Annotated in this window: 16 protein-coding genes; 14 read left to right on the forward strand and 2 right to left on the reverse strand. The window is 67.3% G+C overall.

The window, feature by feature from the left end; genetic code table 11:
• Positions 1-2 precede the first annotated feature (2 nt).
• Positions 3-2,699, forward strand: a complete 2,697-nt coding sequence (gene metH, locus QM732_RS26290; RefSeq protein ID WP_415659035.1) for a methionine synthase — start codon at positions 3-5, stop codon at positions 2,697-2,699.
• Between the two features lie 128 nt (positions 2,700-2,827).
• Positions 2,828-3,406 (forward strand): glycine zipper 2TM domain-containing protein, encoded by a 579-nt coding sequence (locus QM732_RS26295; protein WP_415659036.1) that lies wholly within the window; start codon positions 2,828-2,830, stop codon positions 3,404-3,406.
• A gap of 235 nt (positions 3,407-3,641) precedes the next feature.
• Here the strand turns inward: QM732_RS26295 and QM732_RS26300 are convergent, their stop codons facing one another.
• Entirely contained in the window at positions 3,642-4,064 is a 423-nt protein-coding gene (locus tag QM732_RS26300) for a hypothetical protein (protein ID WP_415659037.1), read from the reverse strand.
• A gap of 148 nt (positions 4,065-4,212) precedes the next feature.
• Here QM732_RS26300 and QM732_RS26305 point away from each other — a divergent pair, with 148 nt between their 5' ends.
• The 5 genes from QM732_RS26305 (at position 4,213) to gshA (ending at position 9,274) form a co-directional block, all read left to right on the forward strand.
• Positions 4,213-4,941 carry a TorF family putative porin gene (locus QM732_RS26305; RefSeq protein ID WP_415659038.1) on the forward strand — a complete coding sequence of 243 codons (729 nt, stop codon included), beginning with the start codon at positions 4,213-4,215 and terminating at the stop codon, positions 4,939-4,941.
• Between the two features lie 16 nt (positions 4,942-4,957).
• Positions 4,958-5,296 carry a P-II family nitrogen regulator gene (glnK, locus tag QM732_RS26310; protein ID WP_119041111.1) on the forward strand — a complete coding sequence of 113 codons (339 nt, stop codon included), beginning with the start codon at positions 4,958-4,960 and terminating at the stop codon, positions 5,294-5,296.
• A 32-nt stretch (positions 5,297-5,328) separates the two neighbouring features.
• Positions 5,329-6,720, forward strand: a complete 1,392-nt coding sequence (locus QM732_RS26315; protein ID WP_415659039.1) for an ammonium transporter — start codon at positions 5,329-5,331, stop codon at positions 6,718-6,720.
• A gap of 106 nt (positions 6,721-6,826) precedes the next feature.
• Positions 6,827-7,954, forward strand: coding sequence for a GGDEF domain-containing protein (locus QM732_RS26320; RefSeq protein WP_415659040.1), 1,128 nt, complete (start codon positions 6,827-6,829; stop codon positions 7,952-7,954).
• Between the two features lie 54 nt (positions 7,955-8,008).
• On the forward strand, positions 8,009-9,274 hold the full coding sequence (gshA, locus tag QM732_RS26325; protein WP_415659041.1) for a glutamate--cysteine ligase: 1,266 nt from the start codon (positions 8,009-8,011) through the stop codon (positions 9,272-9,274).
• 10 nt (positions 9,275-9,284) lie between these two features.
• On the opposite strand, the gene QM732_RS26330 is transcribed toward gshA, so the two are convergent.
• Positions 9,285-10,136 carry a DUF6502 family protein gene (locus QM732_RS26330; RefSeq protein WP_415659042.1) on the reverse strand — a complete coding sequence of 284 codons (852 nt, stop codon included), beginning with the start codon at positions 10,134-10,136 and terminating at the stop codon, positions 9,285-9,287.
• Positions 10,137-10,240: 104 nt separating this feature from the next.
• Between QM732_RS26330 and QM732_RS26335 the strand changes: the two genes are divergently transcribed.
• From QM732_RS26335 to QM732_RS26365, 7 genes are all read left to right on the forward strand, one after another.
• Positions 10,241-10,999: an acid phosphatase gene (locus QM732_RS26335; protein ID WP_415659043.1), complete on the forward strand. Its 759-nt coding sequence runs from the start codon at positions 10,241-10,243 to the stop codon at positions 10,997-10,999.
• Positions 11,000-11,046: 47 nt separating this feature from the next.
• Positions 11,047-13,794 (forward strand): TonB-dependent receptor, encoded by a 2,748-nt coding sequence (locus tag QM732_RS26340; RefSeq protein WP_415659044.1) that lies wholly within the window; start codon positions 11,047-11,049, stop codon positions 13,792-13,794.
• Complete coding sequence (locus QM732_RS26345; RefSeq protein ID WP_415659045.1) at positions 13,784-15,832, forward strand: alpha/beta hydrolase family protein; 2,049 nt, start codon at positions 13,784-13,786, stop codon at positions 15,830-15,832. The genes QM732_RS26340 and QM732_RS26345 overlap by 11 nt, the downstream gene beginning before the upstream one ends.
• Before the next feature lie 144 nt (positions 15,833-15,976).
• Complete coding sequence (locus tag QM732_RS26350; protein ID WP_415659046.1) at positions 15,977-17,860, forward strand: potassium transporter Kup; 1,884 nt, start codon at positions 15,977-15,979, stop codon at positions 17,858-17,860.
• Positions 17,861-17,888: 28 nt separating this feature from the next.
• Positions 17,889-19,067 carry a benzoate/H(+) symporter BenE family transporter gene (locus QM732_RS26355; RefSeq protein ID WP_415659047.1) on the forward strand — a complete coding sequence of 393 codons (1,179 nt, stop codon included), beginning with the start codon at positions 17,889-17,891 and terminating at the stop codon, positions 19,065-19,067.
• Between the two features lie 58 nt (positions 19,068-19,125).
• The gene (gene gshB, locus QM732_RS26360) at positions 19,126-20,073 is read left to right on the forward strand and encodes a glutathione synthase (RefSeq protein ID WP_415659048.1); all 948 of its coding nucleotides are present in this window, start codon (positions 19,126-19,128) and stop codon (positions 20,071-20,073) included.
• Entirely contained in the window at positions 20,070-21,758 is a 1,689-nt protein-coding gene (locus QM732_RS26365) for a DUF885 domain-containing protein (protein WP_415659049.1), read from the forward strand. The genes gshB and QM732_RS26365 overlap by 4 nt, the downstream gene beginning before the upstream one ends.
• Positions 21,759-21,825: the final 67 nt, after the last annotated feature.

Raw genomic sequence — 21,825 nt, forward strand, 5'->3', positions numbered from 1 at the left:
CGATGAACATCCAGCCACCTCCCCTCAAGCTCTCCGGCCTAGAGCCTGTCGCCATCGACGCCGGCAGCTTGTTCGTCAACATTGGCGAGCGCACCAATGTCACCGGCTCCAAGGCCTTCGCCCGCTTGATCCTCGCGGGCCAGTTCGAGGACGCGCTGGCGGTGGCCCGCCAGCAGGTCGAGAACGGGGCCCAGGTTATCGACATCAACATGGACGAGGCCATGCTGGATAGCCAGGCGGCCATGGTGCGCTTCCTGAACCTGATCGCCGGCGAGCCCGAGATCGCGCGCGTGCCCATCATGATCGACTCTTCCAAGTGGGCGGTCATCGAGGCTGGTCTGAAGTGCATTCAGGGCAAGGGCATCGTCAACTCGATCTCGCTCAAGGAAGGCGAGGCCGAGTTCAAGCGCCAGGCCCGTCTAGTGAAGCGTTACGGCGCCGCGGCTGTCGTAATGGCCTTCGACGAACAGGGCCAGGCTGACACCTTCGCGCGCAAGATCGAGATCTGCGAGCGCGCGTACCGGTTCCTCGTCGATGAGGTGGACTTTCCGCCCGAGGACATCATCTTCGACCCCAACATCTTCGCCATCGCGACGGGCATCGAGGAGCACGACAACTACGCTGTGGACTTCATTGAGGCGACGCGTTGGATCAAGCAGAACCTGCCGGGCGCAAAGGTGTCAGGCGGCGTCAGCAATGTGAGCTTCAGTTTCCGCGGCAATGAACCGGTACGCGAAGCCATCCACACGGTTTTCCTGTACCACGCCATCCAGGCGGGCATGGACATGGGCATCGTCAACGCCGGTATGGTGGGCGTCTATGACGACCTGGACGCCGAATTGCGCGAACGGGTGGAAGACGTGGTCCTGAACCGCCGCCCCGATGCCGGCGAGCGTCTCATCGAGATCGCCGACCGCGCCAAGAGCGCGGGCAAGGATGACTCGGCCCGCCTGGCCTGGCGCTCCGGTGACGTCAACGAGCGGCTGTCGCACGCGCTGGTGCACGGCATCACCGACTTCATCGTCGGCGACACCGAAGAAGCTTGGCAGTCCATCTCCGCCAAGGGCGGACGGCCGCTGCACGTCATCGAAGGCCCGTTGATGGCCGGCATGAACGTCGTTGGCGACCTGTTCGGCCAGGGCAAGATGTTCCTGCCGCAGGTGGTCAAGAGCGCACGGGTGATGAAGAGCGCGGTGGCTCACCTGGTGCCCTACATCGAAGAAGAGAAGCGTCAACTGGAGGCTGCCGGTGGCGACGTGAAGAGCAAGGGCAAGATCGTCATGGCGACGGTCAAGGGCGACGTGCACGACATCGGCAAGAACATCGTGACGGTGGTCCTGCAGTGCAACAACTACGAGGTCGTCAACATGGGCGTGATGGTGCCGGCCCAGGACATCCTCAGGAAGGCCAAGGAAGAGGGCGCAGACATCATCGGCCTGTCAGGTCTCATCACTCCAAGCCTGGAGGAGATGCAGCACGTCGCGGCCGAGATGCAGCGCGACGACTACTTCGCGTCGCGCCACATGCCGCTGCTGATCGGCGGCGCGACGACCAGCCGTGTGCATACTGCGGTCAAGATATCGCCGCATTACCAAGGTCCGGTCGTCTACGTGCCCGATGCGTCGCGCGCCGTGGGCGTGTGCTCCGAGCTGCTCAGCGACGAACGCGCGGCGGCCTACATCGCCGAGTTGAAAGCGGACATCGAGAAAACACGCGCGCTGCATGCAGGCAAGAAGCAGACGCCGCTGGTCACGCTGGCCGCAGCGCGCGCCAACAAGGCACCGCTGGACCTGGCCCGCGTCGCGCCGGCACCGAAGTTCACGGGGCGTCGCGTGCTGAAGAACCTCGACCTCGCCGAGCTCGCGCGCTATATCGACTGGAGCCCCTTCTTTCAGACCTGGGACCTGGCCGGCCCCTATCCAGCCATCCTGGACGACGCCATCGTCGGCACCGAGGCGCGCAAGGTGTTCGCCGACGCGCAGGCGATGCTGAGGAAGATCATCGACGGCCGCTGGCTGCAGGCCCATGCCGTGTTTGGCCTCTACCCGGCCGTGCGAGTCAACGAAGACGACATCGAGATCCGCAGCGAGCCGCCGATGACCTGGCATGGCCTGCGCATGCAGAGCGAGCGCCCTGTCGTGGACGGTGTCAAGCGCCCCAATCGCTGCCTGTCCGACTTCGTTGCCGAGGAGGGGGACCATGTCGGTCTGTTCGCCGTGACGGCCGGCCTGGGCGTAGACGGGAAGGAGGCGGAGTTCCTCGCTACCCACGACGACTACTCGGCCATCATGCTCAAGGCTCTGGCCGACCGCCTTGCCGAGGCGGCGGCCGAGTGGTTGCACGAGCGCGTGCGCCGCGAGTTCTGGGGCTATGCGCCCGGCGAGGCGCTCAGCAACGACGAGCTGATCCGTGAGAAGTACCTGGGCATTCGACCCGCGCCCGGCTATCCCGCCTGTCCGGACCATCTTGCCAAGCGTGACCTGTTCAGGGTGCTCGCGCCGGACGAGATCGGCATGGGGCTGACCGACAGCATGGCCATGACGCCGGCCGCCAGCGTCAGCGGCTTCTACCTGGCCCACCCCGACGCGGCCTACTTCAACGTGGGGCGCATTGGCGACGACCAGTTGGCCGACTGGGCCGCCCGTTGCGGCCTGAGCGACGCCGACGCGCGCCGCGCGCTCGCGCCTTTGCTGGGCTGACTCCGGGCCGGCACGTCCGGCGACAGCATCTGCTTACCTTGCCGACCCGGCGCTGCGGCTTCGTCCTACGCGGCCGGCGACCGCGCCTGGGCATGCTCGGGGTCATCTCAAAACACGACGGAGGCCCCATGTCGACCCCCACCCTTCCCGCCAAGTCCACCCAGATCGTTGCCGCAGTGGCTGTCGTGCTGTCGCTTTTGGGCGCCGCCTATGCGGTGGGGCGCTCCCAGGGGGGCGAGTCCGCCGTCGAGGCTCCGCCCCAGGCCGTCCAGCGCGTTGCAGCGGCCGAGTCCGCGCGTGAGCCCGTGCGTGAGCCCGTGCGCGATGCCAGGCCGGCGGCCCCCGTCGTCGAGAGCCCGGCCCAGCCGGTCCTATGCCGCAACTGTGGTCGAGTTACGGATGTGCATACCGAGACCCGCCACGGCAAGGCCAGTGGTGTTGGCGCCGTGGGCGGCGCCGTGGTGGGCGGGCTGCTGGGCAACATGGTCGGCGGCGGCAACGGCCGCAAGCTGGCCACCGTGGGCGGTGCCGTTGCTGGCGGCTATGCCGGCAACGAGATCGAGAAGAATCAGAAGAGCTATACCGTCTGGGTCGTTCAGGTGAAGGAGGGGGATGGTCGCGTGCGCCGCTTCGAGCGCAACGCTGACCCCGGCCTGCGCGTCGGCGACGAGGTCCGACTCACCGAGAACGGCTTCGTGCGCACCTGATGCCACGGGACCCCGCGCCGCTCAGGCGGCGCTGGGCAGCCCATGCCGCGGCTGGCTGGCTTCGGCCACATCGACCGGCGCGATGGCATGGTCGCCTCTCAGGGCGGCCGCAGTACTGGCAACGAGTGGCGTGCAGTGGAAGCTGCGCGCCAGCTTGGCTTCTCAACTGCCACCGGGCAAGGCCTTGGGGGCGGTTCCAGTCCGGCATGTTCGGCGAGATCCCGCGCGTGTCGCTCTACGCCACGGCGAGCTTGCCTTCCCGCTTGCGGCGGGACGACGGCCTGCGTCGAGCCCCCTGCAACAGTCCGGGCTGGGCCACCGGGCGGCACGCCCGGTTCGGCTTACCAATGTTGGTGTTCACTCCGATGCTGTCGATTGACCCATGAGCAGTCCAGGCGACCGCCATGGCTCGGCAGGTCGGCGATGAGTCGCCGCAGCTCATCCAGCTCTTGATCAGCAAGAGCCGGCGCGGGATTCCTGCGTTCATCCCCAGACGCTGCTGAAGCCTGATGGCGCCGTCGAGGATGCGGTTGCGGATGGCGTGGCGGCCCCGCCGAGGTGGCTGGCGCAGAAAGGGGACGGGCAGACTGACCCCGGTCCAGCGCGGTCCGGACGATGTCGCGCGCATGAATGCACCCATAAGGTGCAGTTCTGGCATGCGATCAGTCCCATTTTGGTGCGGACCGGCGGGTGGCGGGCGCACGCGGCCCAGACTTGTGCGGGTGGCCAAGGTGTAACGCTTGGCACGGAAGCTGCAATAACCCACGGGACTGCCTTCCCCCCCAACTTTGATTAGGAGCCCCGCCATGAAGTTGTCCTCTTCGCTGCTCGTCTTGGCGCTGTCCGCGGCTGCTCTGCCCGCGATGGCCGATGAGCCGGCGCCGGACCCGCTGTCGTTCAACATCGGCGCCGTCAGCGAGTACCGCTACCGCGGCATCTCCCAGACGCGCCTGAAGCCGGCCCTGCAGGGCGGCATCGACTACGCCGACCCGAGCGGGTTCTATGTCGGTACCTGGGGCTCGACGATCAAATGGATCAAGGACGCCGGCGGCGACGCGGACGTCGAGGTCGACTTCTACGGCGGCTACAAGACCGAGCTCTCCAAGGGTTTGACCGTCGACGTGGGCGTGCTGCAGTACCTGTATCCCAGCAACAAGCTCAACCCCAGCGCCAACACGCTGGAGCTGTATGGTGCGGTCAGCTTCGGCCCGGTCACGGCCAAGTACTCGCACAGCACGACAAACCTGTTCGGCTTCACGGACAGCAAGGGCTCGGGCTACTTCGATGTGTCGGCCAACTTTGACCTGGGCGACGGCATGACGCTGACGCCGCACGTGGGCCACCAGACCGTCAAGCACAACTCGGCTGCGTCATACACGGACTACTCGCTGACGTTGGCCAAGGACTTCTCGGGTCTGGTCGTCAGCGGCGCCGTCATCGGCACAGATGCCAACAAGACGGCCTACGCCAGCCCCGTGAACGGCAAGTTCATGGGCAAGACCATGCTGGTCATCGGCCTGAAGAAGACCTTCTGATTCCAAGGAGCGCGACATGAAACTGATCACTGCCGTCATCAAGCCGTTCAAGCTGGATGAGGTGCGCGAGGCCCTCAGCGCCATCGGCGTGCAGGGCCTGACCGTCACCGAGGTGAAGGGCTTCGGCCGCCAGAAGGGCCACACCGAGCTGTATCGCGGCGCCGAGTACGTCGTCGACTTCCTGCCCAAGGTCAAGATCGAGGCTGCCGTCAACGAGGACGTCGTTGAACGCGTCATCGAGGCGATCGAATCCTCTGCCCGCACGGGCAAGATCGGCGACGGCAAGATCTTCGTGTCGCCGCTGGACCAAGTCGTTCGCATCCGTACCGGCGAGACCGGCAACGACGCGCTCTGAGTCTGAACCGTTACCCGTTGGAGAACAGACAAATGAAGAAACTCCTTGCCTGCCTGGCCTTCGCGGCGGCGGCACTTGCGCCCAGCGCCTGGGCCCAGGAACCGGCCTCCGCGCCGGCGTCCGCCACCGAGGCCGCCGTGGCGGCCTCTGCTCCCGAGGCGCCCGCAGCCTCCGCGCCGGCTGAGGCTGCCTCGGCGCCCACGCCCAAGCTGGACAGCGGCGACACCGCGTGGATGCTGACCTCGACGATGCTGGTCATCCTGATGACCATCCCCGGCCTGGCGCTGTTCTATGGCGGCCTGGCGCGCAGCAAGAACATGCTGTCGGTGCTGATGCAGGTCTTCGTCATCTTCTCGCTGATCACTCTGCTGTGGGCCATCTACGGCTACAGCTTGGCGTTCGGCGGCGAGGGCACCTTCATCGCGGGCCTGGACAAAGTCTTCCTGAAGGGTATCGCGGCGGACACGCTGTCAGGCGCGCTGCCGACCATTCCAGAATTCGTCTTCGTAGCCTTCCAGTCCACGTTCGCAGCCATCACCTGCGCGCTGATCGTCGGCGCCTTCGCCGAGCGCATCAAGTTCTCGGCCGTGCTGCTGTTCTCGGTTCTGTGGTTCACCTTTGCCTACGTGCCGATGGCCCATATCGTCTGGGGCGGCGGCCTGCTGGGCAAGGATGGCGCGCTGGACTTCGCCGGTGGCACGGTGGTGCACATCAACGCCGGTATCGCAGGCCTCGTTGGTGCCTACATGGTGGGTAAGCGCATCGGCTTCGGCAAGGAGGCGCTGACGCCGCACAGCCTGACGCTGACTATGGTTGGTGCCTCGCTGCTGTGGGTGGGCTGGTTCGGCTTCAATGCCGGTTCGGCGGGCGCCGCCAACGGCGTGGCTGGCCTGGCCTTCGTCAACACCATCTTTGCCACGGGCGCCGCGACGCTGTCGTGGATTGCTGGCGAGGCGCTGCACAAGGGCAAGGCCTCGATGCTGGGCGCTGCGTCCGGCGCAGTGGCTGGCCTGGTCGCCGTGACGCCGGCCGCCGGCTTCATCGGCCCGATGGGTTCGATCATCCTTGGCCTGGTCGCCGGCCTGGTCTGCCTGTGGGGCGTGGGTGGTCTGAAGAAGATGCTGGGTGCGGACGACGCGTTCGACGTGTTCGGCGTGCACGGCGTAGGTGGCATCGTCGGTGCCATTCTGACTGGCGTGTTCGCGGCTCCCGCGCTGGGCGGCACGCAGCCGGCCGAGTACGCAATGGGTGCCCAGGTCATCACGCAGATCAAGAGCGTGCTGCTGACCATTGTCTGGTCGGGTGTCGTCTCCTTCATCGCCTACAAGTTGGTCGACATCGTCATCGGCCTGCGCGTGACCGAAGAGGAAGAGCGCGAAGGTCTGGACATCTCGTCGCACGGCGAGACGGCCTATCACAAGTGATGTGATCGCAAGGTCCGGTTCGCGCCGGGCCCGTCACGACGCAAAGCCGCCCGGAGGGCGGCTTTTTTCATTGGGGCGAGCCGATCGGCCGTTATGCTGGTCCGCCATGGATGTGATCACCCTGCTGGCGGCGGTGCTGGTCAATGCGCTGCTGATGAGTCTGGCGCTGGTGGTCGGCGTCGGCATGCGGGTTCGGAGTGGCCTTCAGGCCTGGCAGTTCATGCTGCTGGGCCAGGCTGCAGGCTTCGGTCTGCTGATCTGCGCGACGCTGGCGATGCCGCGCCTGCTCGCCACTCTGGGTGTCATCGCGCTGAGTGCCTCGGCGTCGGCGATGGTGCTGACGGTCTGCCGCTTCCTGAGTCTGCGGGTGCCGCAACGGGCGCTGCTGGCCGTGCCACTGGCGCTGGGTGTGGCGCATGCGTTGGTGTTCCAGGACCAGCGCGTCGCCACTGGCCTCACCAATCTCGCCATCGGCGGGCAGGTGTTTTGGGGCAGTTGGTTGCTGCTGCGTGGCGCGGGTCGGATGCGCTGGCGCTGGCTGTGCGGTGCTGCAGCCGCGGCGAACGCGCTGCTGACGCTGGCGCGCGCGATCCTCGTACTCGGCTGGCCCGAGGTCTATCCGCGCTTCATCGCGGCGCATCCGCTGAACGTGGCCTCGCTGATGCTGCTCAACGCCAGCCTGGTGCTCGGCACAATGGGTTTCCTGCTTGCCCACCGCGACGCGGCCGAGCAGGCCCTGGTGCGACTTGCTTCGCTGGATCCGTTGACAGGCCTGCTGAACCGACGTGAATGGATGCAGCGCGCTGGTCGGGCGCTGGGTGCGGCCGACGACGGTGCTGGCGTATTGCTGATGCTGGATCTGGACCACTTCAAGCGCATCAACGACGAGCGTGGCCATCCGGTCGGTGACGAGGTGCTGAAGATGGCCGGAGAGGTGCTACGTGGTGAATTGCGTGCCAGCGACCTCGTCGGCCGCTACGGCGGGGAGGAGTTCTGTCTGCTGCTGCGCCACTGCGAACCCGAGGACTTCGGCCGGCTGGATGCGCGCTTGCACCAGGCGCTCCGGCGGCGCTGCGAGGCCAGCCTGGGGTTCGAAGCCGATTTCAGCGCCGGCGCAGTACGTGTGCAGCCTGGCGAGACGTTGGCCGCGGCCGTCGCCCGTGCAGACGACCAGCTCTATCGCGCCAAGCACGCCGGCCGCGGGCGCACGCAATGCGCGGAAGGCGTCTTGTGATCCACGCTGCCGCCCCCACGTGGAGGCGCCTCCCGCATCTGACATCATTCGGCCATGGTTCCCCATCTGATCACCGCCCTGAACGGCCCCATCAATGAGCTGGAGGCCCGCGTCCTGGAGTCCATGCCGGCCACGGAGCGCTGGTTCAGGCTCGAATGGATGGAGCACACGCCAACCTTCTATGCCTCGGTGGATCTGCGCAACGCCGGCTTCAAGCTCGCGCCGGTAGACACCAACCTGTTCCCTGGCGGTTTCAACCACCTGACGCCCCAGATGCTGCCGCAGGCCGTGCAGGCCGCCATGGCGGCCATCGAGAAGATCTGCCCTGAAGCCCGCAACCTGCTGGTCATCCCCGAAACCGGTGCACGCTGCAGCTTCTACCTCGACAACCTCGCCACGCTGGCGCGGATCTTCACGCAGGCTGGCCTGAACGTGCGCTTCGGCACGCTGGACTCGGCCGTCATCGAGCCCACCGAGCTGAGGATCGCCAACGGCGGCAGCATCGTCATCGAGCCGCTGGTGCGCAAGCGTGGCCGCCTGACGCTCAAGGGCTTCGACCCGTGCACGATCCTGCTGAACAACGACCTGTCGGCCGGCACGCCGCCGCAGTTGATGGGCCTGCACGAGCAGTACCTGCTTCCGCCGCTGCATGCTGGCTGGACGGTGCGGCGCAAGAGCCAGCATTTCCGTGCCTACGAGGAAGTGGCCAAGCGCTTCGGCAAGCTGCTTGGCATGGACCCCTGGCTGATCACGCCCATGTTCCAGGGCGTGGACCTGCGGGGCAGCAAGGGGCTCGAGGCGCTGCAGACGGCGGCCGACGCCCAGCTCGCCAAGGTGCGCCGCAAGTACAAGGAATACGGCATCAACGAGAAGCCCTTCGTCATCATCAAGAGCGACGTGGGCAGTTACGGCCGCGGCGTGATGACGGTGCGCGATGCCAAGGACATCGAGGGGCTGGCGTCGGCGCTTCCCGAGAACCTGGGCCAGGAGGTCATCGTCCAGGAAGGCGTGCCGACCCACGAGCGGGTGCACGAGGCTGTGGCTGAGCCGGTGGTCTACACGATGGACCGCTATGTCGTCGGCGGCTTCTATCGCGTGCACGCCCACCGTGGCATTGACGAGAACCTGAACGCGCCGGGCGCCAGCTATGTGCCGCTGGCGTTCGCCGAGTCGCCACACCTGCCTCGCCCCGGCGAGAAGCCCGGTGTCAGTGCGCCCAACCGCTTCTACATGTACGGCGTCATCGGCCGCCTGGCCATGCTGGCCGCCAGCTACGAGCTGGAGGCTACCGACCCGCAGGCGGAGGCCGAGGCGGCGTAGGCCTGCGCGCTCAGACCTGCTCGCCGGCCTCCTCCTCCGGCGCCGCGCCGGCGGCAATCGCCTCGGCATGGCTGTGCACGCCGAAGCTGTAGCGCTGCGTGCCGCCCTGTGCCAGGCCACGGGCCTGGGCGGCCGTCACGCTCTTGTTAAGGCGGTCGCCGAAGCGACGGCCCCAGCGGCGCACGAAGCGGTGCAGCGCCTGCACATCCTCGTCGAGTAAGCCGTAGCCGCGCACCGAGAACAGCCATTGTCCCGCGTAGGGGCCGTAGGTCTGCGCCCATGCCGCCTCAAGGCGGTCGGCCGCGCCGAGCGCGCTGCGTCCCAGGCTCTGGAGTTCCTCGCCGGTGGCCTGTTCGGGCGCGGCCCAGCACACCCGCCCCTGTTCATCAAGCCGCACCGCGTGCTGCTGTAGCCAGCTATCCAGCAGCGCCTTGGGCGGCACGCCCTTGGTGACTTCCTCGATGAGGTCCTCGAAGCTGGGCTGCGCGGTCTCGCGCACCGATGAGCGGCGCTCCAGCACGCGCGGCGCGCCGCGTTCGTCGATGAAGCGCGGGTCGCCGCTCCAAAGCGACATCACCGAGTCGAGCAGGCTGCGCTTGCGCCGGTCGGCCAGCGGCAGCGGCCCAGCCTCCACGATGCGCTTGACGTCCTTGCGATGCACGCCTGTCATCGTGCTCAGGGCCGCGTCGGTCACGCGCCGCCCTTCGCGCTGCAACTGGCGCTCCGCCTGCTCGACGTAGATGCGCTTGGCCAGCTCGACCAGGTCGTTGAGACCGATGCCGTGCAGCGTCATCAGGCGGATCAGCGGCCGCATCAGCAGCGCAGCGATGTGCAACACCTGCTCGCGAGAGTTGGAGTTCATAAAAAGTGATGCCAAACGTTGGGAAAACGCGAATATTGGGGTCGTCGATATGTGCGATTTTTTCGCATAAATTTAGGATTGGGAAATCCAGACCTCACCGCACCATGAGCCACCCTCTGTTTCTGTCACGCCTTTGCGTCCCCGCCCTGCTGGCGGCGGTCGGCAGTATCGCGAACGCCGCCTCGCCTGAGTGGGAGACGCCGCCGGTCAGCCACAAGGACGTCAAGCCGTACTTCGATGCGCGTGCCCTGTATCCCCTGGTGCTGCCACCGGCGCCGTTGCCGGACTCGGCGCTGGACCGCGACGACGTGGCCGCCGTGATGTTGCGTCAGCGAGTCGACGCGTCGCGCCGCCAGGCCGCCGAGCTCGACGGAAAGCTGCTCTATGACCGCTTCGCCGACGTGCTGGGCAGGCCTGTGCGCCGAGATGCCACGCCGGCGCTGGTGCAGATGCTGAACCGCGCGGTGCGCCAGGTCAGCGGCCCGGCCTTTGCTGCCAAGGACGTGCACCGCCGCCTGCGCCCGTACCAGCGCCTGCAGCTGGAGAAGGTCTGCGGCATCAATGAGCCCAAGCCCGACCCCGATGCGCTCAAGCGCACGTCCTACCCGTCAGGCCACAGTGCCTACGGCTGGACCGCCGCGCTGGTGCTGGCCCGGGTGGCGCCGGAAAAGGCCCCCGCGCTGCTGCAGCGCGCGGCCGACTATGCCGACAGCCGTGTGATCTGCGGCATGCACTTCCCCAGCGACGTCGAGGCCGGCCGCCAACTGGCGACCGCCGTCGTGGCGCAGCTCGACGTGCTGCCCGAATTCCAGCGTGATCTCGAGGCCGCGCGCGCCGAACTGGCTGCGCCGCCCAAGCCCTGATCGCCTGCCTTTCTTGCCCTTGTTGTCTTTCCCTCTCTGGAGTACCCATGAACGCAAAACCGCATCTGATCGCCATCGCCGTCCTGGCGCTGGCCACGCAGGCGCATGCGCAGGCCACCGCGCCGAGCACCGATGCCGCCCCCAAGCTCGAGCGTGTCGAGATCACCGGCAGCATGATCAAGCGCACGGATCGGGAGACACCCACGCCGGTGTCGGTGATCACGCGTGAAGACATCGAGCGCAGCGGCGCCACCACGCTTGACGAGCTCATGCGCATGGACCCCAGCGTCGGCATGGGTGGCCTGGACGACCTGAGTTCCGGCAATGGCTTTGCCGCCGGCACGGCGTCCGTCTCCATGCGCGGTATGGGTTCCGCCGCCACTCTGGTGCTGATCAACGGCCGCCGCATCTCGCCCGCCGCCGTAGTTGATGTCAACAGCGGCCAGTCGACCATCTTCAACGTCAACTCCATCCCGATGTCGGCCATCAAGCGCATCGAGATCCTGAAGTCCGGTGCCTCCTCGCTGTACGGCTCGGACGCGCTGGCCGGCGTCGTCAACATCATCCTGCGTGATGACTATGAAGGCCGCCTGATCGAGTTCAACGCCAAGCAGCGCGTTGAAGATGGCCTGTTCAAGACCCATACCGTGACCGGCGTGTTCGGCTTCGGCGACATTGCCAAGAACGGCTACAACGTGATGGCCGGCGTGGAGCTGTTCAAGCGTGACGGCGTGGGCATCGCCGAGGCACCGGACCTGGTGCAGAGCGAGCTGCTGACCAAGCTCTACAACCGCATGGTGCCGAGCTCGACCTCGTCGTGGCCGGGCAACCTCTATACCTACAACAACGGTTCGTCCGGAAGCTTCCGCGGCATGTTGTCGGCCGACTGCCCGACCCCGGCGCCGTACTCGTCGACCGTCAGTACGCCCCGCTGTCTGTGGGACTCCGACCGCTTCGACCAGTACACCGGCGGCCAGGACCGCATCTCCGGCTTCCTGCGCGGCAGCTGGTCGGTGAATGCCAACAGTACCGTCACCGCCGAGCTGATGGCCTCGCGCACGCGCAACCAGTATGAGGACTCGCCGACCAGCCGCACCGAGTCGCTGACCACCTGGGGCGACTCCAAGGGCAACTCCATCCAGTTCCGTGGCCTGGCCCTGCCTGCCAATCACCCGCAAAACCCCACGCGCCTGGCCAGCACCGCCAACCCGGTGCTGCTGCCCAACTCCAGCGGCACCACCACGCGCTACACCACGCCCACCGTGCTGGGCCTGCGCTACCGCTTCGCCGACCTGCCTTACGACCGCGAGACCCAGGCTGACAACCTGCGCGCTGTCGTCAGCGCCAGCACCGTCATCGCCGGCTGGGATGTGGATGGCGGCGTGCTGGTCCACCGCCAGAAGAACAGTGTCCAGCTCAACGGCCGCCTGAGCCTGTCGGGCCTGAACAAGGTGCTGGCTGACGGCAGCTACATCTTCGGCGGCGTCAACAGCCCCGAGGTGTTGGCCATTCTGTCGCCGAAGATCAATGACGGCGGTTCGTCGCAGACCTCCTCGGTCGACCTGCGCGGCTCGCGCGAGATCGGCCGTTTGGCCGGTGGCTCGGCCATGCTGGGCCTGGGCAGCGAGTTCCGTCACGAGGGCTTCGAAGTGAGCGCCGACCCCGTTACCGCCTCGGGCGACATCATCGGCCGCGGCATCGGCGAGGCCCGCGGCTCGCGCAACGTGGCCGCTGCCTATGCCGAACTGCAGCTGCCGTTCGTCAAGGACCTGGAAACCCAGGCGGCCGTCCGTGCCGAGCGCTACACGGACTTTGGCAGCGCCATCACCGCCAAGCTGGCCGGCAAGTACAAGATCGTCTCTGGCCTCGCGGTGCGTGGCACCTGGGCCAACGGCTTCCGTGCGCCGTCGCTGTCGCAGGTCACCAAGTCGTCAGTGTTCGCCTTCGGCTCCGGCTACCGCGATCCCAAGCTGTGCCCGGTCGTCGACAGCACCAACGGCAACTGCTCGCTGAGCCTGTCCACGGTGTCGCTGGCCAACCCCAACCTGGAGGCGGAGAAGTCCGACTCCTACACGGCGGGCGTGCTGTTCGAGCCTACCAAGTCGACCGACGTGGTGGTGGACTACTGGTACATCGAGCGCCGCGGCGAGGTGGACCGCCTGAGCGCTCAGGACATCCTGAACCGCGAGGAGGAGTTCCCTGGTGCGGTCATGCGCCTGGAAAGCACCGAGCCGGGCGTGCTCGGTCGCGTCTACCAGGTTCGTCGCCCCTACCTTAACCTGGCCAAGTCCAAGACCCACGGCGTGGACTACGAAGTCACCCACCGCATCCCGCTGGCCGACTACGGCCGCCTGCGCCTGACCCTCAAGGGTACGCACACGGCGACGCGCAAGGAGCAGGTGGAAGCGGGCCGCGCGTTCGTCGAGACGCTGGGCTTCTACAAGATGCCGCGCAACAAGGGCAGCTTGAGTGCCAACTGGACGATGAGTGCATGGTCCACTTCGCTGAGCTACAACTTCCAGAGCGGCATGCAGAGCTTCTATAACGGCAGCAGTTGCGATGCCACGCTGACCACCGGCGGCTATGCCGACCTGTGCCGCATCAAGGCCTGGAACACCTTCGATGCCTCCGTCAGCTACAAGGGCTTCAGTGGCATGCGCCTGAGCGCGTCGCTGCGCAATCTGGCCGACAAGCGCCCGCCGCTGGACCCGAACCAGACCACCAGTGGCTACAGCAGTAGCGTGGCCAACGCCTACGGCCGCTACCTGTCCGTATCGGGCTCGTATGAGTTCTGATCGCGCAGCAGCGCCGCACCGGCGCTGGCGCGCCGATGCGCTGGCGATCTGGCTGCTGCTGCCCGCGCTGGCGGCGGCGGCGCCGCTGGTGCCAGGGCCGCAGTTGATCGCCGACGGCATTCCGTCATTCGAGGAGCACGCGGCGGCGGCGCGCGAGGAGCCGAGCGCGCCGCGCTTCGTTGGGTGGCACCCGCTGCGCACGGAGATGCTGGTGCTTGCGCGCTCTGGAACGCGTACCCAGCTGCATGTGCTGGACGGCCCTCAGCTCAAGCGGCGCGCGCTGACGACCGGTGCAGACCCCGTCAACAATGCGCAGTGGGAGCCGGCGCGAGGCGACTACCTGGTGTTCAGCCGAGACCATGGCGGTGACGAGGCCTACCGGCTGTTCCGCCTGCAGCCGGGCAGCGGCCCGGCGCTGGCTACGCCCGTAGCCATCACGCCGGCCGACGCGCGCGTGTCGGACTTCGAGTTCCTGCCGGGGCGCGACAAGGCGCCGGCCGGGCTGGTCTATTTGCTCGAGCAACTGGATCGCCAGGTTGCCAAGGCCGGCGAACGCGTGTCGGTGACGCGGTTGATGTGGGTGGACCCGCAACAACCGGCGCTGGCGCGCCAGCTCGGCGAGGTACGCGGTGGCCGCTTCACAAGCCTGCGTGTGACGGCCGGTGGTGCCATCGTCGTGACGCGCATCCAGGGCGGGCGCAGCCAACTGCTGCGCTTCGGCCTGGACGGTGCAGAGCCCCGACTGGTCGGTGCGGCGGCCAAGGTGGGGGATGCTGGCGACTTGGCCATTGAGGGTGACGACAGCGGCGAGGATGGCGCTCAGCTACTGTGGCAGCGCCAGGCCGCACAGGGTGATTTCCGCCACGTGCAACGCCTGGACGTCGACAGCGGTCGCCGCGACGCATTGCTGACGGACATCCCGGCCGACCTTGAGGCGCTGGCCGTGCCGCGGGGTGCGGGCTTGCCGTTGGCGCTCGTGCACAACGAGGCCGGGGTGTCCGTGCTGCGGCTGTGGCAGCCCGGTGGTTCGGCGCCGCAGCGCATCGACGCCGCCCTGGCTGCCGGCGTCATCACCAACCCGCGTTGGCATCCGTCGCTGCCGCTGCTGGCCTTTGGCCATGCGTCGGCCAGCAGCCCGGGGCGCATCTACGTCTACGACAAGTCCAAGGCGGTGATGCAGGTCTGGGCCGGTGCCGAGGGCGATGACGCCCGCGAGCCTACCGAGTACACGACGCTGCGCTGGAAGAGCTTCGATGGACTGGAGATCAGCGGTCTGCACATCGCGCCGCCGGCCCGCTTCAAGGGGCCGCGGCCAGTCTACGTCAGCATCCACGGCGGGCCGGCCTCGCAGTCGCGGCCGGGCTATCTGGCCAAAGGGTTGTACCAGCTCGTCAATGAGCTGGGCATGCATGTCATCTTGCCCAACGTGCGCGGCTCCGAGGGCTTCGGCAAGCGGTTCGTGAACCTGGACAATGGCCGCCAGCGCGAGGATTCGGTGCGTGACATCTCGGCGCTGCTGGACCTGATCGCTGGGCGCGCTGACATGGATGCCACCAAGGTGGTCGTTGCCGGCGGCAGCTATGGCGGTTACATGTCGCTGGCCGTGGCGGTGCGCGAATCCGCCCGCATCGCCGGCAGCATCTGTCGCGTGGGCATTGCCAACTTCGTGTCTTTCCTGGAGAACACCGAGAGCTACCGCCGCGACAACCGGCGCGCCGAGTACGGCGATGAGCGCGACCCCGAGATGCGGGCCTTCCTGCAGCAGATTTCGCCGCTGACGCATGCGTCGGCGGTGAAGAAGCCGCTGTTCGTCGTGCACGGCCGCAACGACCCGCGCGTGCCCTATGGCGAGGCGCAGGCTATGGTGCAGGCGGTGCGCGCGGCTGGCACGCCAGTGTGGTTCCTGACGGCCGAGGACGAGGGGCACAGCTTCACGGGCAAGGGCAACCGGGAGTTCCTGCAGCAGGCCAGCTTCGAGTTCGTCCGCCGTTTGGTCAACGGCCAGCCGCTGCAGCCAGTGCAGACGGCTGCGCCCTGATCGGCGGGTGGGGGCTTACGCCGGCTTGCGGGCAGGCGTCAAGCCCGCGCGTTGTGGTTTTGCTGCGTCGCACAAGGCGCTGGTGACGGACGGAGAATCGCCGCTTTCGAACAAACGCCACCCCGAGTGGGTGGTGCTCGTGCAGTGAGTTCTTCCCAAACGGCCCGCAGCCCCACGGCACTGGCGGGCCTGACCCTTGGCGCCCTCGGGGTGGTCTACGGCGACATTGGCACTAGCCCGCTGTACGCCCTAAAAGAAGTCTTCCACGGCGGCCATGTCGCCACGACGCCTGACAACATCCTCGGCGTGCTCTCGCTGCTGTTCTGGACGATGACCGTCATCGTCTCGGTCAAGTACGTGCTGTTGATCTTGCGCGCGGACAACAACGGCGAGGGGGGGCTCATCGCCATGCTGGCGCTGGCGACCAACGCCGTGAACGACCGACCGCGGCTGCGGCGCGGGCTGATGATGGTCGGGCTGTTCGGGACGGCCATCTTCTTCGGAGATGCGGTGATCACACCGGCCATGACCGTGCTCAGCGCCATCGAGGGCATCGAGGTCTATGCGCCGGACTACCACGACGCCGTGCTGCCGGTGTCGCTGCTGGTGCTGGCCGGGCTGTTCTCGGTGCAGCGCTTCGGCACGGGCGGTATCGGCAAGGCCTTCGGCCCGGTCATGCTGGCCTGGTTCCTGTGCCTCGCGGCGCTGGGTCTGCCGCATGTGCTCGACAACCCGCGCGTGCTGGCGGCCATCAATCCGCTGTACGCGCTGAACTTCTGCCTGGAGTACCGCTGGGTGGCCTTCGTCGCGCTGGGCGCCGTCGTGCTCGTCGTGACCGGCGGCGAGGCGCTCTATGCCGACCTCGGCCACTTCGGCAAGAAGCCCATCCGCCTGGCCTGGTACGGCATGGTCATGCCGGCGCTGGTCATCAACTACTTCGGCCAGGGGGCGATGCTGCTGGACAATCCCACGGCCATCAAGAACCCGTTCTACCTGCTGGCGCCATCGTGGGCCGAGATTCCGCTGTTCCTGCTCGCCACCGCGGCTGCCACTGTCGCGTCGCAGGCGCTCATCACGGCGGCCTTCTCGGTTACCAAGCAGGCCATCCAGCTGGGCATCCTGCCCCGGCTGCGCGTTTTGCATACCAGCGTCACCGACATCGGCCAGATCTACGTGCCCTTCGTCAACTGGGCGCTGTTCGCGCTCGTGGTCGTGGCGGTGGCGTTCTTCGGCTCGTCCAGCAAGCTGGCCGGCGCCTATGGCGTTGCCGTCACCATCGACATGACCATCACCACGGTGATGACCTTCTTCGTCATCCGCTACGGCTGGCGCTATCCGTTGGCGCTGTGCCTGGCCGCCACCGGCGTCTTCTTCGTCATCGACGTGACCTTCCTCGCGTCCAACCTGCTCAAGCTGCTGCACGGCGGCTGGTTCCCTCTGCTGATCGGTGTTGGCATGTTCACGCTGATGCTGACCTGGAAGCAGGGGCGCAAGCAGCTCTCCGACAAGCTGCGCGAGGATGCAATCGAGCTCGGCACTTTCCTGGAGGCCGTCTTCATCAATCCTCCATTGCGCGTGGCAGGCACGGCGGTCTTCCTGTCCGCCGAGAAGGGCACGACGCCCAACGCGCTGCTGCACAACCTCAAGCACAACAAGGTACTGCACGAGCAGAACATCTTTGTCACCGTCAAGCATCACGAGGTGCCTTGGATCGGTCTGGAGCAGCGCTGCGAGGCGCAGGCGCTTGGCCACAGTTGCTGGCAGGTGGCGCTGCACTTTGGCTTCAAGGACGAGCCCGACGTTCCCCAGGCGCTCGCGCTGCTGGAAAAGCAGGGCGTGCTGCTCGAGGACATGGAAACCAGCTACTTCCTCAGCCGTGACATCGTCATCCCGACCATAGGCTCGGGCATGGCGCTGTGGCGGGAGAAGCTGTTCGCCAGCATGCACCGCAACGCTGCCGCGGCCGCGGATTTCCTGCACCTGCCGACCAACCGCATCGTCGAGTTGGGCAGCAAGGTGGAGATCTGAGGCCGATGCCGGCCGCTATGCTGACCGCATGCGCGCGCTGCTGAAGGACTTTTCGCCGTCAACCGTCGTTGCCGGTTTCGTCGCGGTGCTGGTGGGGTACACCAGCTCTGTGGCCATCATCTTCCAGGCCACCGTCGCGTTGGGTGCCACACCGGCCCAGACGGCCTCATGGCTGTGGGCGCTGGGTCTGGGCATGGGTCTCACCAGCCTGGCCCTGAGCCTGTGGACGCGCCAGCCGGTGCTGACCGCCTGGTCAACGCCCGGGGCTGCGCTGCTGGCCTCGACCTCCGGCGTGGAGATGCCCGAGGCCATCGGCGCCTTCGTCGTCAGCGGCCTGCTTATCACCTGGGCAGGCGCCAGCGGCTGGTTCGAGAAGCTGATGGACCGCATCCCCGTGGCCATCGCGTCGGCCCTGCTGGCCGGTGTGCTGGCCCGCTTCGGCCTCGATGCGGTGGTCAGCGTCCGCACGGCGCCCAGCCTGGTACTGGCGATGGCGGCGGCCTTCCTGGTGGGGCGGCGGCTGTGGCCGCGCTATGCCGTGCCTGGTGTGCTCGTCGCCGGCGTCGCCGTGGCGCTGGCGCAGGGACGGCTCAGCCTGCTAGGCATAGACACGTCGCAGGTCTTCGCGCTGCCGGTCTGGACGGCTCCTCACTTCACCTGGCACGCGATCGTGGGCGTGGCCCTGCCGCTATTCATCGTCACCATGGCCTCGCAGAACCTGCCCGGCGTGGCGGCTCAGCGCGCCAGCGGCTATCAGACGCCAGTGTCTGCCAGCATTGCCGTGACGGGCGCCGCGACGACGCTGCTGGCACCCTTCGGCGGCTATGCGCTCAACCTCGCCGCCATCACGGCTGCGATCTGCATGGGCCGCGAGGCCCACGAAGATCCGGCGCGGCGCTACACGGCCAGCGTGGCTGCCGGCCTGTTCTACGTGCTGTTGGGCCTGGCGGGCGGCGCCGTCGCGATGCTGCTGGCGGCTTTCCCGCGCGAACTCGTCACAGCCATTGCCGGTCTGGCGTTGCTCGGCACCATCACCAGCGCACTGGCTTCGGCGCTGAAGGACGAGGCCCACCGCGACGCGGCCATCCTGACCTTCCTCGTCTGCCTGTCAGGCATCAGCGTCTTCGGCATTGGTGCGGCCTTCTGGGGTGTGGTTGCAGGTGGCGTCGCGACGCTGGTCGCCTCATTCCGGCGCCCTCATCCCTAGTCGGACGGGGGCGGCAGCCCTGTGCAACACTGCCCGCATTGCACAGGTGCCTCCGAACATGAAGCTGCTTTTCGTTGCCGACCCGCTCTCCACTTTCAAGACCTACAAGGACTCCACCTTCGCGATGATGCGCGAGGCCGCCCGGCGCGGCCACGACATCCTGGCCTGCGAGGTCGGCCAGCTCGTCTGGCAGCGCGGCGGGCGCGTGACTGCGCGGGAGGCCCGGCACATCCGGCTGACCGGCGACGCGCAGGACTGGTTCGCCGTCCAGTGGACCGGCGACGTGGCCCTGGCGGACGTCGATGCCGTGCTGATGCGCAAGGATCCTCCCTTCGACAGTGAGTTCTTCTACGCCACCCATCTGCTTAGCCAGGCCGAGCGCGAGGGCGCCCGTGTCTTCAACAAAGCCAGCAGCCTGCGCGAGCATCCCGAGAAGCTCGCCATCATGGAGTTCCCTCAGTTCATCTCGCCCACCCTGGTCACGCGTGACCCGGCAGAGATCCGCGCCTTCCACGCCGAGCAGCGCGACATCATCCTGAAGCCCCTGGACGGCATGGGCGGCATGGGTATCTTCCGTGTCAAGGACGATGGGCTCAACCTCGGCAGTATCATCGAGACGCTGAACAAGGACGGTACGCAGACGGTCATGGTGCAGCGCTTCATCCCGGCCATCGCCGAGGGTGACAAGCGCATCCTCATCATCGGCGGAAAGCCGGTGCCCCATTGCCTGGCGCGGATCCCGCAGGGCGGCGAGGTGCGCGGCAACCTCGCGGCGGGCGGCAAGGGCGTGGCCCGCCCGTTGACGGCGCGCGACCGCGAGATCGCAGAGGAGCTCGGTCCCATCCTCCTGCAGCGTGGCTTGCTGCTGGTGGGCCTGGACGTCATCGGCGAGAACGTCACCGAGATCAACGTGACCAGTCCGACGTGCTTCCAGGAGATCACGGACCAGAGCGGCTTTGACGTCGCCAGAATGTTCATCGACGCTCTGGAAGGCGCCCTGGCATGAGGCGCCGCGAATTCACGCTGGCGGGCCTTGCCGGCGTCGGCCTGCCGGCGCTGGCGCAAGGCCGCACATTCGAGGCCCTGAGTGAGGATTTCCTCGAAGCCCTGTGGAAGCTCGATCCGGATGCGGCCGTGTCCGCCGGGCGCTTCGAGTTCGCCGGCCGCGTGACGCTGCCCAGCGCCACCCAGCGCCAGCGCGTCCGTGTGTTCGCGAAGGACTGGCTGGCGCGGCTGCAGCGCCTGACCGACAACTCGCTGTCGACCGCCGACCGCATGGACCGTGACTTGCTGGTCGCCAAGCTGCAGAGCGACCTCTGGCGCCTGGATACGCTGCGCGAGTGGTCTTGGAACCCGGCCGAGCACAACCCTGCCGCGCCGCTGGACCTGCTGCTCAACACCGATTACGCCCCGCTCGCCGCGCGGCTCAAGGCGCTCCGGCCGCGTATCGCTGCGCTGCCGGCCTACTACCGCGCGGCGCGGGATAGCCTGGCGGGCGTCTCGCGCGAGCACACCGAGTTGGCCGTCCAGCAGGCGCCGGGTGTTCTGGGCGTGCTGGACGACATCGCCGCGCGCGCCGCCGAGGCCGCCCAAGCGGGTGCATTCAAGGCGCCGCTTGCCCAGGCGAGGGCGGCCGTGGACGGCTACGTCGCGCACCTGAAGAGACTCACGCCGGTGCGGGGCTTCCGCCTCGGGGCCGAGCTTTACGAGCCCAAGTTTGCGCACGACATCCAGTCCGCCCGCACCGGGCGCGAGACCTTCGAGTTGGCGTTGCGGCGCCGCGAGGAGGTGCTGGCCAGCATGCAGGACCAGGCCGCTGCGCTGTGGCCCACGGTCATCGGCAGCGAGCCCGCGCCGGCCGATCGTTTCGCGCTGATAGGTCGCGTCATCGCCAAGCTCAGCGAGCGCCACGTCGCCCGTGAGCGTTTCGTCGACGAGATCCGCGCCCAGATCCCGCAGCTGGAGGCCTGGGTTCGCGACCATGACCTGCTCAGCCAGGATCTCGCCAAGCCGTTGGCCGTGCGCGAAACGCCCGCTTACCAGCGCGGCGTGGCCGGTGCCAGCATCGAGGCGCCAGGCCCCTACCGGCCGCAGGATAAGACGTACTACAACGTCACGCCGCTGGACGACCTGACGCCCGAGGAGGCCGAGAGCAGCCTGCGCGAGTACAACCACTGGATCCTGCAGATCCTCAACATCCACGAAGCCATCCCGGGCCATTACACGCAGCTGGTGCATGCCAACCGCGCCCCCAGCAAGGTCAAGTCCTTGTTCGGCAATGGCGCCATGGTGGAGGGTTGGGCCGTCTACGGCGAGCGCATGATGATCGAGAGCGGCTACGGCGCCTCGCCCGAGATGACGCTGATGTACGGCAAGTGGCATCTGCGCTCCGTCACCAACACGGTGCTGGACTACAGCGTGCATGTGCTGGGCATGAGCGAGGCTGAGGCGCTGGACCTGCTGGTGCGCCAGGCCTTCCAGACCGAGCGTGAAGCCCGTGAGAAGTGGCGTCGTGTGCAGCTGACATCGGTGCAGCTGACCAGCTATTTCAGCGGTTACAGCGAGATCTTCGCGCTACGGGAGCAGCTCAAGGCCCGGCCGGGCTTCGGGCTCAAGGCGTTCCACGAGCAGTTCCTCGGTTATGGCAACGCGCCGGTACGCCTCATCGCGGCCGAGATGCTCAAAGACTGAAGCGCCCCGCGACCGTCAAGGTCGCGGGTGTCCGTTGCGACGATTAGCATCGGCGCTCCAATGAGGA

Origin of the sequence: Roseateles sp., assembly GCF_047654805.1 — a bacterium.
In the GTDB taxonomy this organism is placed as follows: Bacteria; Pseudomonadota; Gammaproteobacteria; order Burkholderiales; family Burkholderiaceae_C; genus Pelomonas.

What these genes read in the sequence shown, in the direction of transcription:
- QM732_RS26320 (WP_415659040.1), top strand. Translation starts at nt 6,827, where the DNA reads ATGGATGTGATCACCCTGCTGGCGGCGGTGCTGGTCAATGCGCTGCTG.
- metH (WP_415659035.1), top strand. Translation starts at nt 3, where the DNA reads ATGAACATCCAGCCACCTCCCCTCAAGCTCTCCGGCCTAGAGCCTGTC.
- gshB (WP_415659048.1), top strand. Translation starts at nt 19,126, where the DNA reads ATGAAGCTGCTTTTCGTTGCCGACCCGCTCTCCACTTTCAAGACCTAC.
- QM732_RS26335 (WP_415659043.1), top strand. Translation starts at nt 10,241, where the DNA reads ATGAGCCACCCTCTGTTTCTGTCACGCCTTTGCGTCCCCGCCCTGCTG.
- QM732_RS26300 (WP_415659037.1), bottom strand. Translation starts at nt 4,064, where the DNA reads ATGCCAGAACTGCACCTTATGGGTGCATTCATGCGCGCGACATCGTCC.
- glnK (WP_119041111.1), top strand. Translation starts at nt 4,958, where the DNA reads ATGAAACTGATCACTGCCGTCATCAAGCCGTTCAAGCTGGATGAGGTG.
- QM732_RS26345 (WP_415659045.1), top strand. Translation starts at nt 13,784, where the DNA reads ATGAGTTCTGATCGCGCAGCAGCGCCGCACCGGCGCTGGCGCGCCGAT.
- QM732_RS26330 (WP_415659042.1), bottom strand. Translation starts at nt 10,136, where the DNA reads ATGAACTCCAACTCTCGCGAGCAGGTGTTGCACATCGCTGCGCTGCTG.
- gshA (WP_415659041.1), top strand. Translation starts at nt 8,009, where the DNA reads ATGGTTCCCCATCTGATCACCGCCCTGAACGGCCCCATCAATGAGCTG.
- QM732_RS26365 (WP_415659049.1), top strand. Translation starts at nt 20,070, where the DNA reads ATGAGGCGCCGCGAATTCACGCTGGCGGGCCTTGCCGGCGTCGGCCTG.
- QM732_RS26355 (WP_415659047.1), top strand. Translation starts at nt 17,889, where the DNA reads ATGCGCGCGCTGCTGAAGGACTTTTCGCCGTCAACCGTCGTTGCCGGT.
- QM732_RS26305 (WP_415659038.1), top strand. Translation starts at nt 4,213, where the DNA reads ATGAAGTTGTCCTCTTCGCTGCTCGTCTTGGCGCTGTCCGCGGCTGCT.
- QM732_RS26315 (WP_415659039.1), top strand. Translation starts at nt 5,329, where the DNA reads ATGAAGAAACTCCTTGCCTGCCTGGCCTTCGCGGCGGCGGCACTTGCG.
- QM732_RS26340 (WP_415659044.1), top strand. Translation starts at nt 11,047, where the DNA reads ATGAACGCAAAACCGCATCTGATCGCCATCGCCGTCCTGGCGCTGGCC.
- QM732_RS26295 (WP_415659036.1), top strand. Translation starts at nt 2,828, where the DNA reads ATGTCGACCCCCACCCTTCCCGCCAAGTCCACCCAGATCGTTGCCGCA.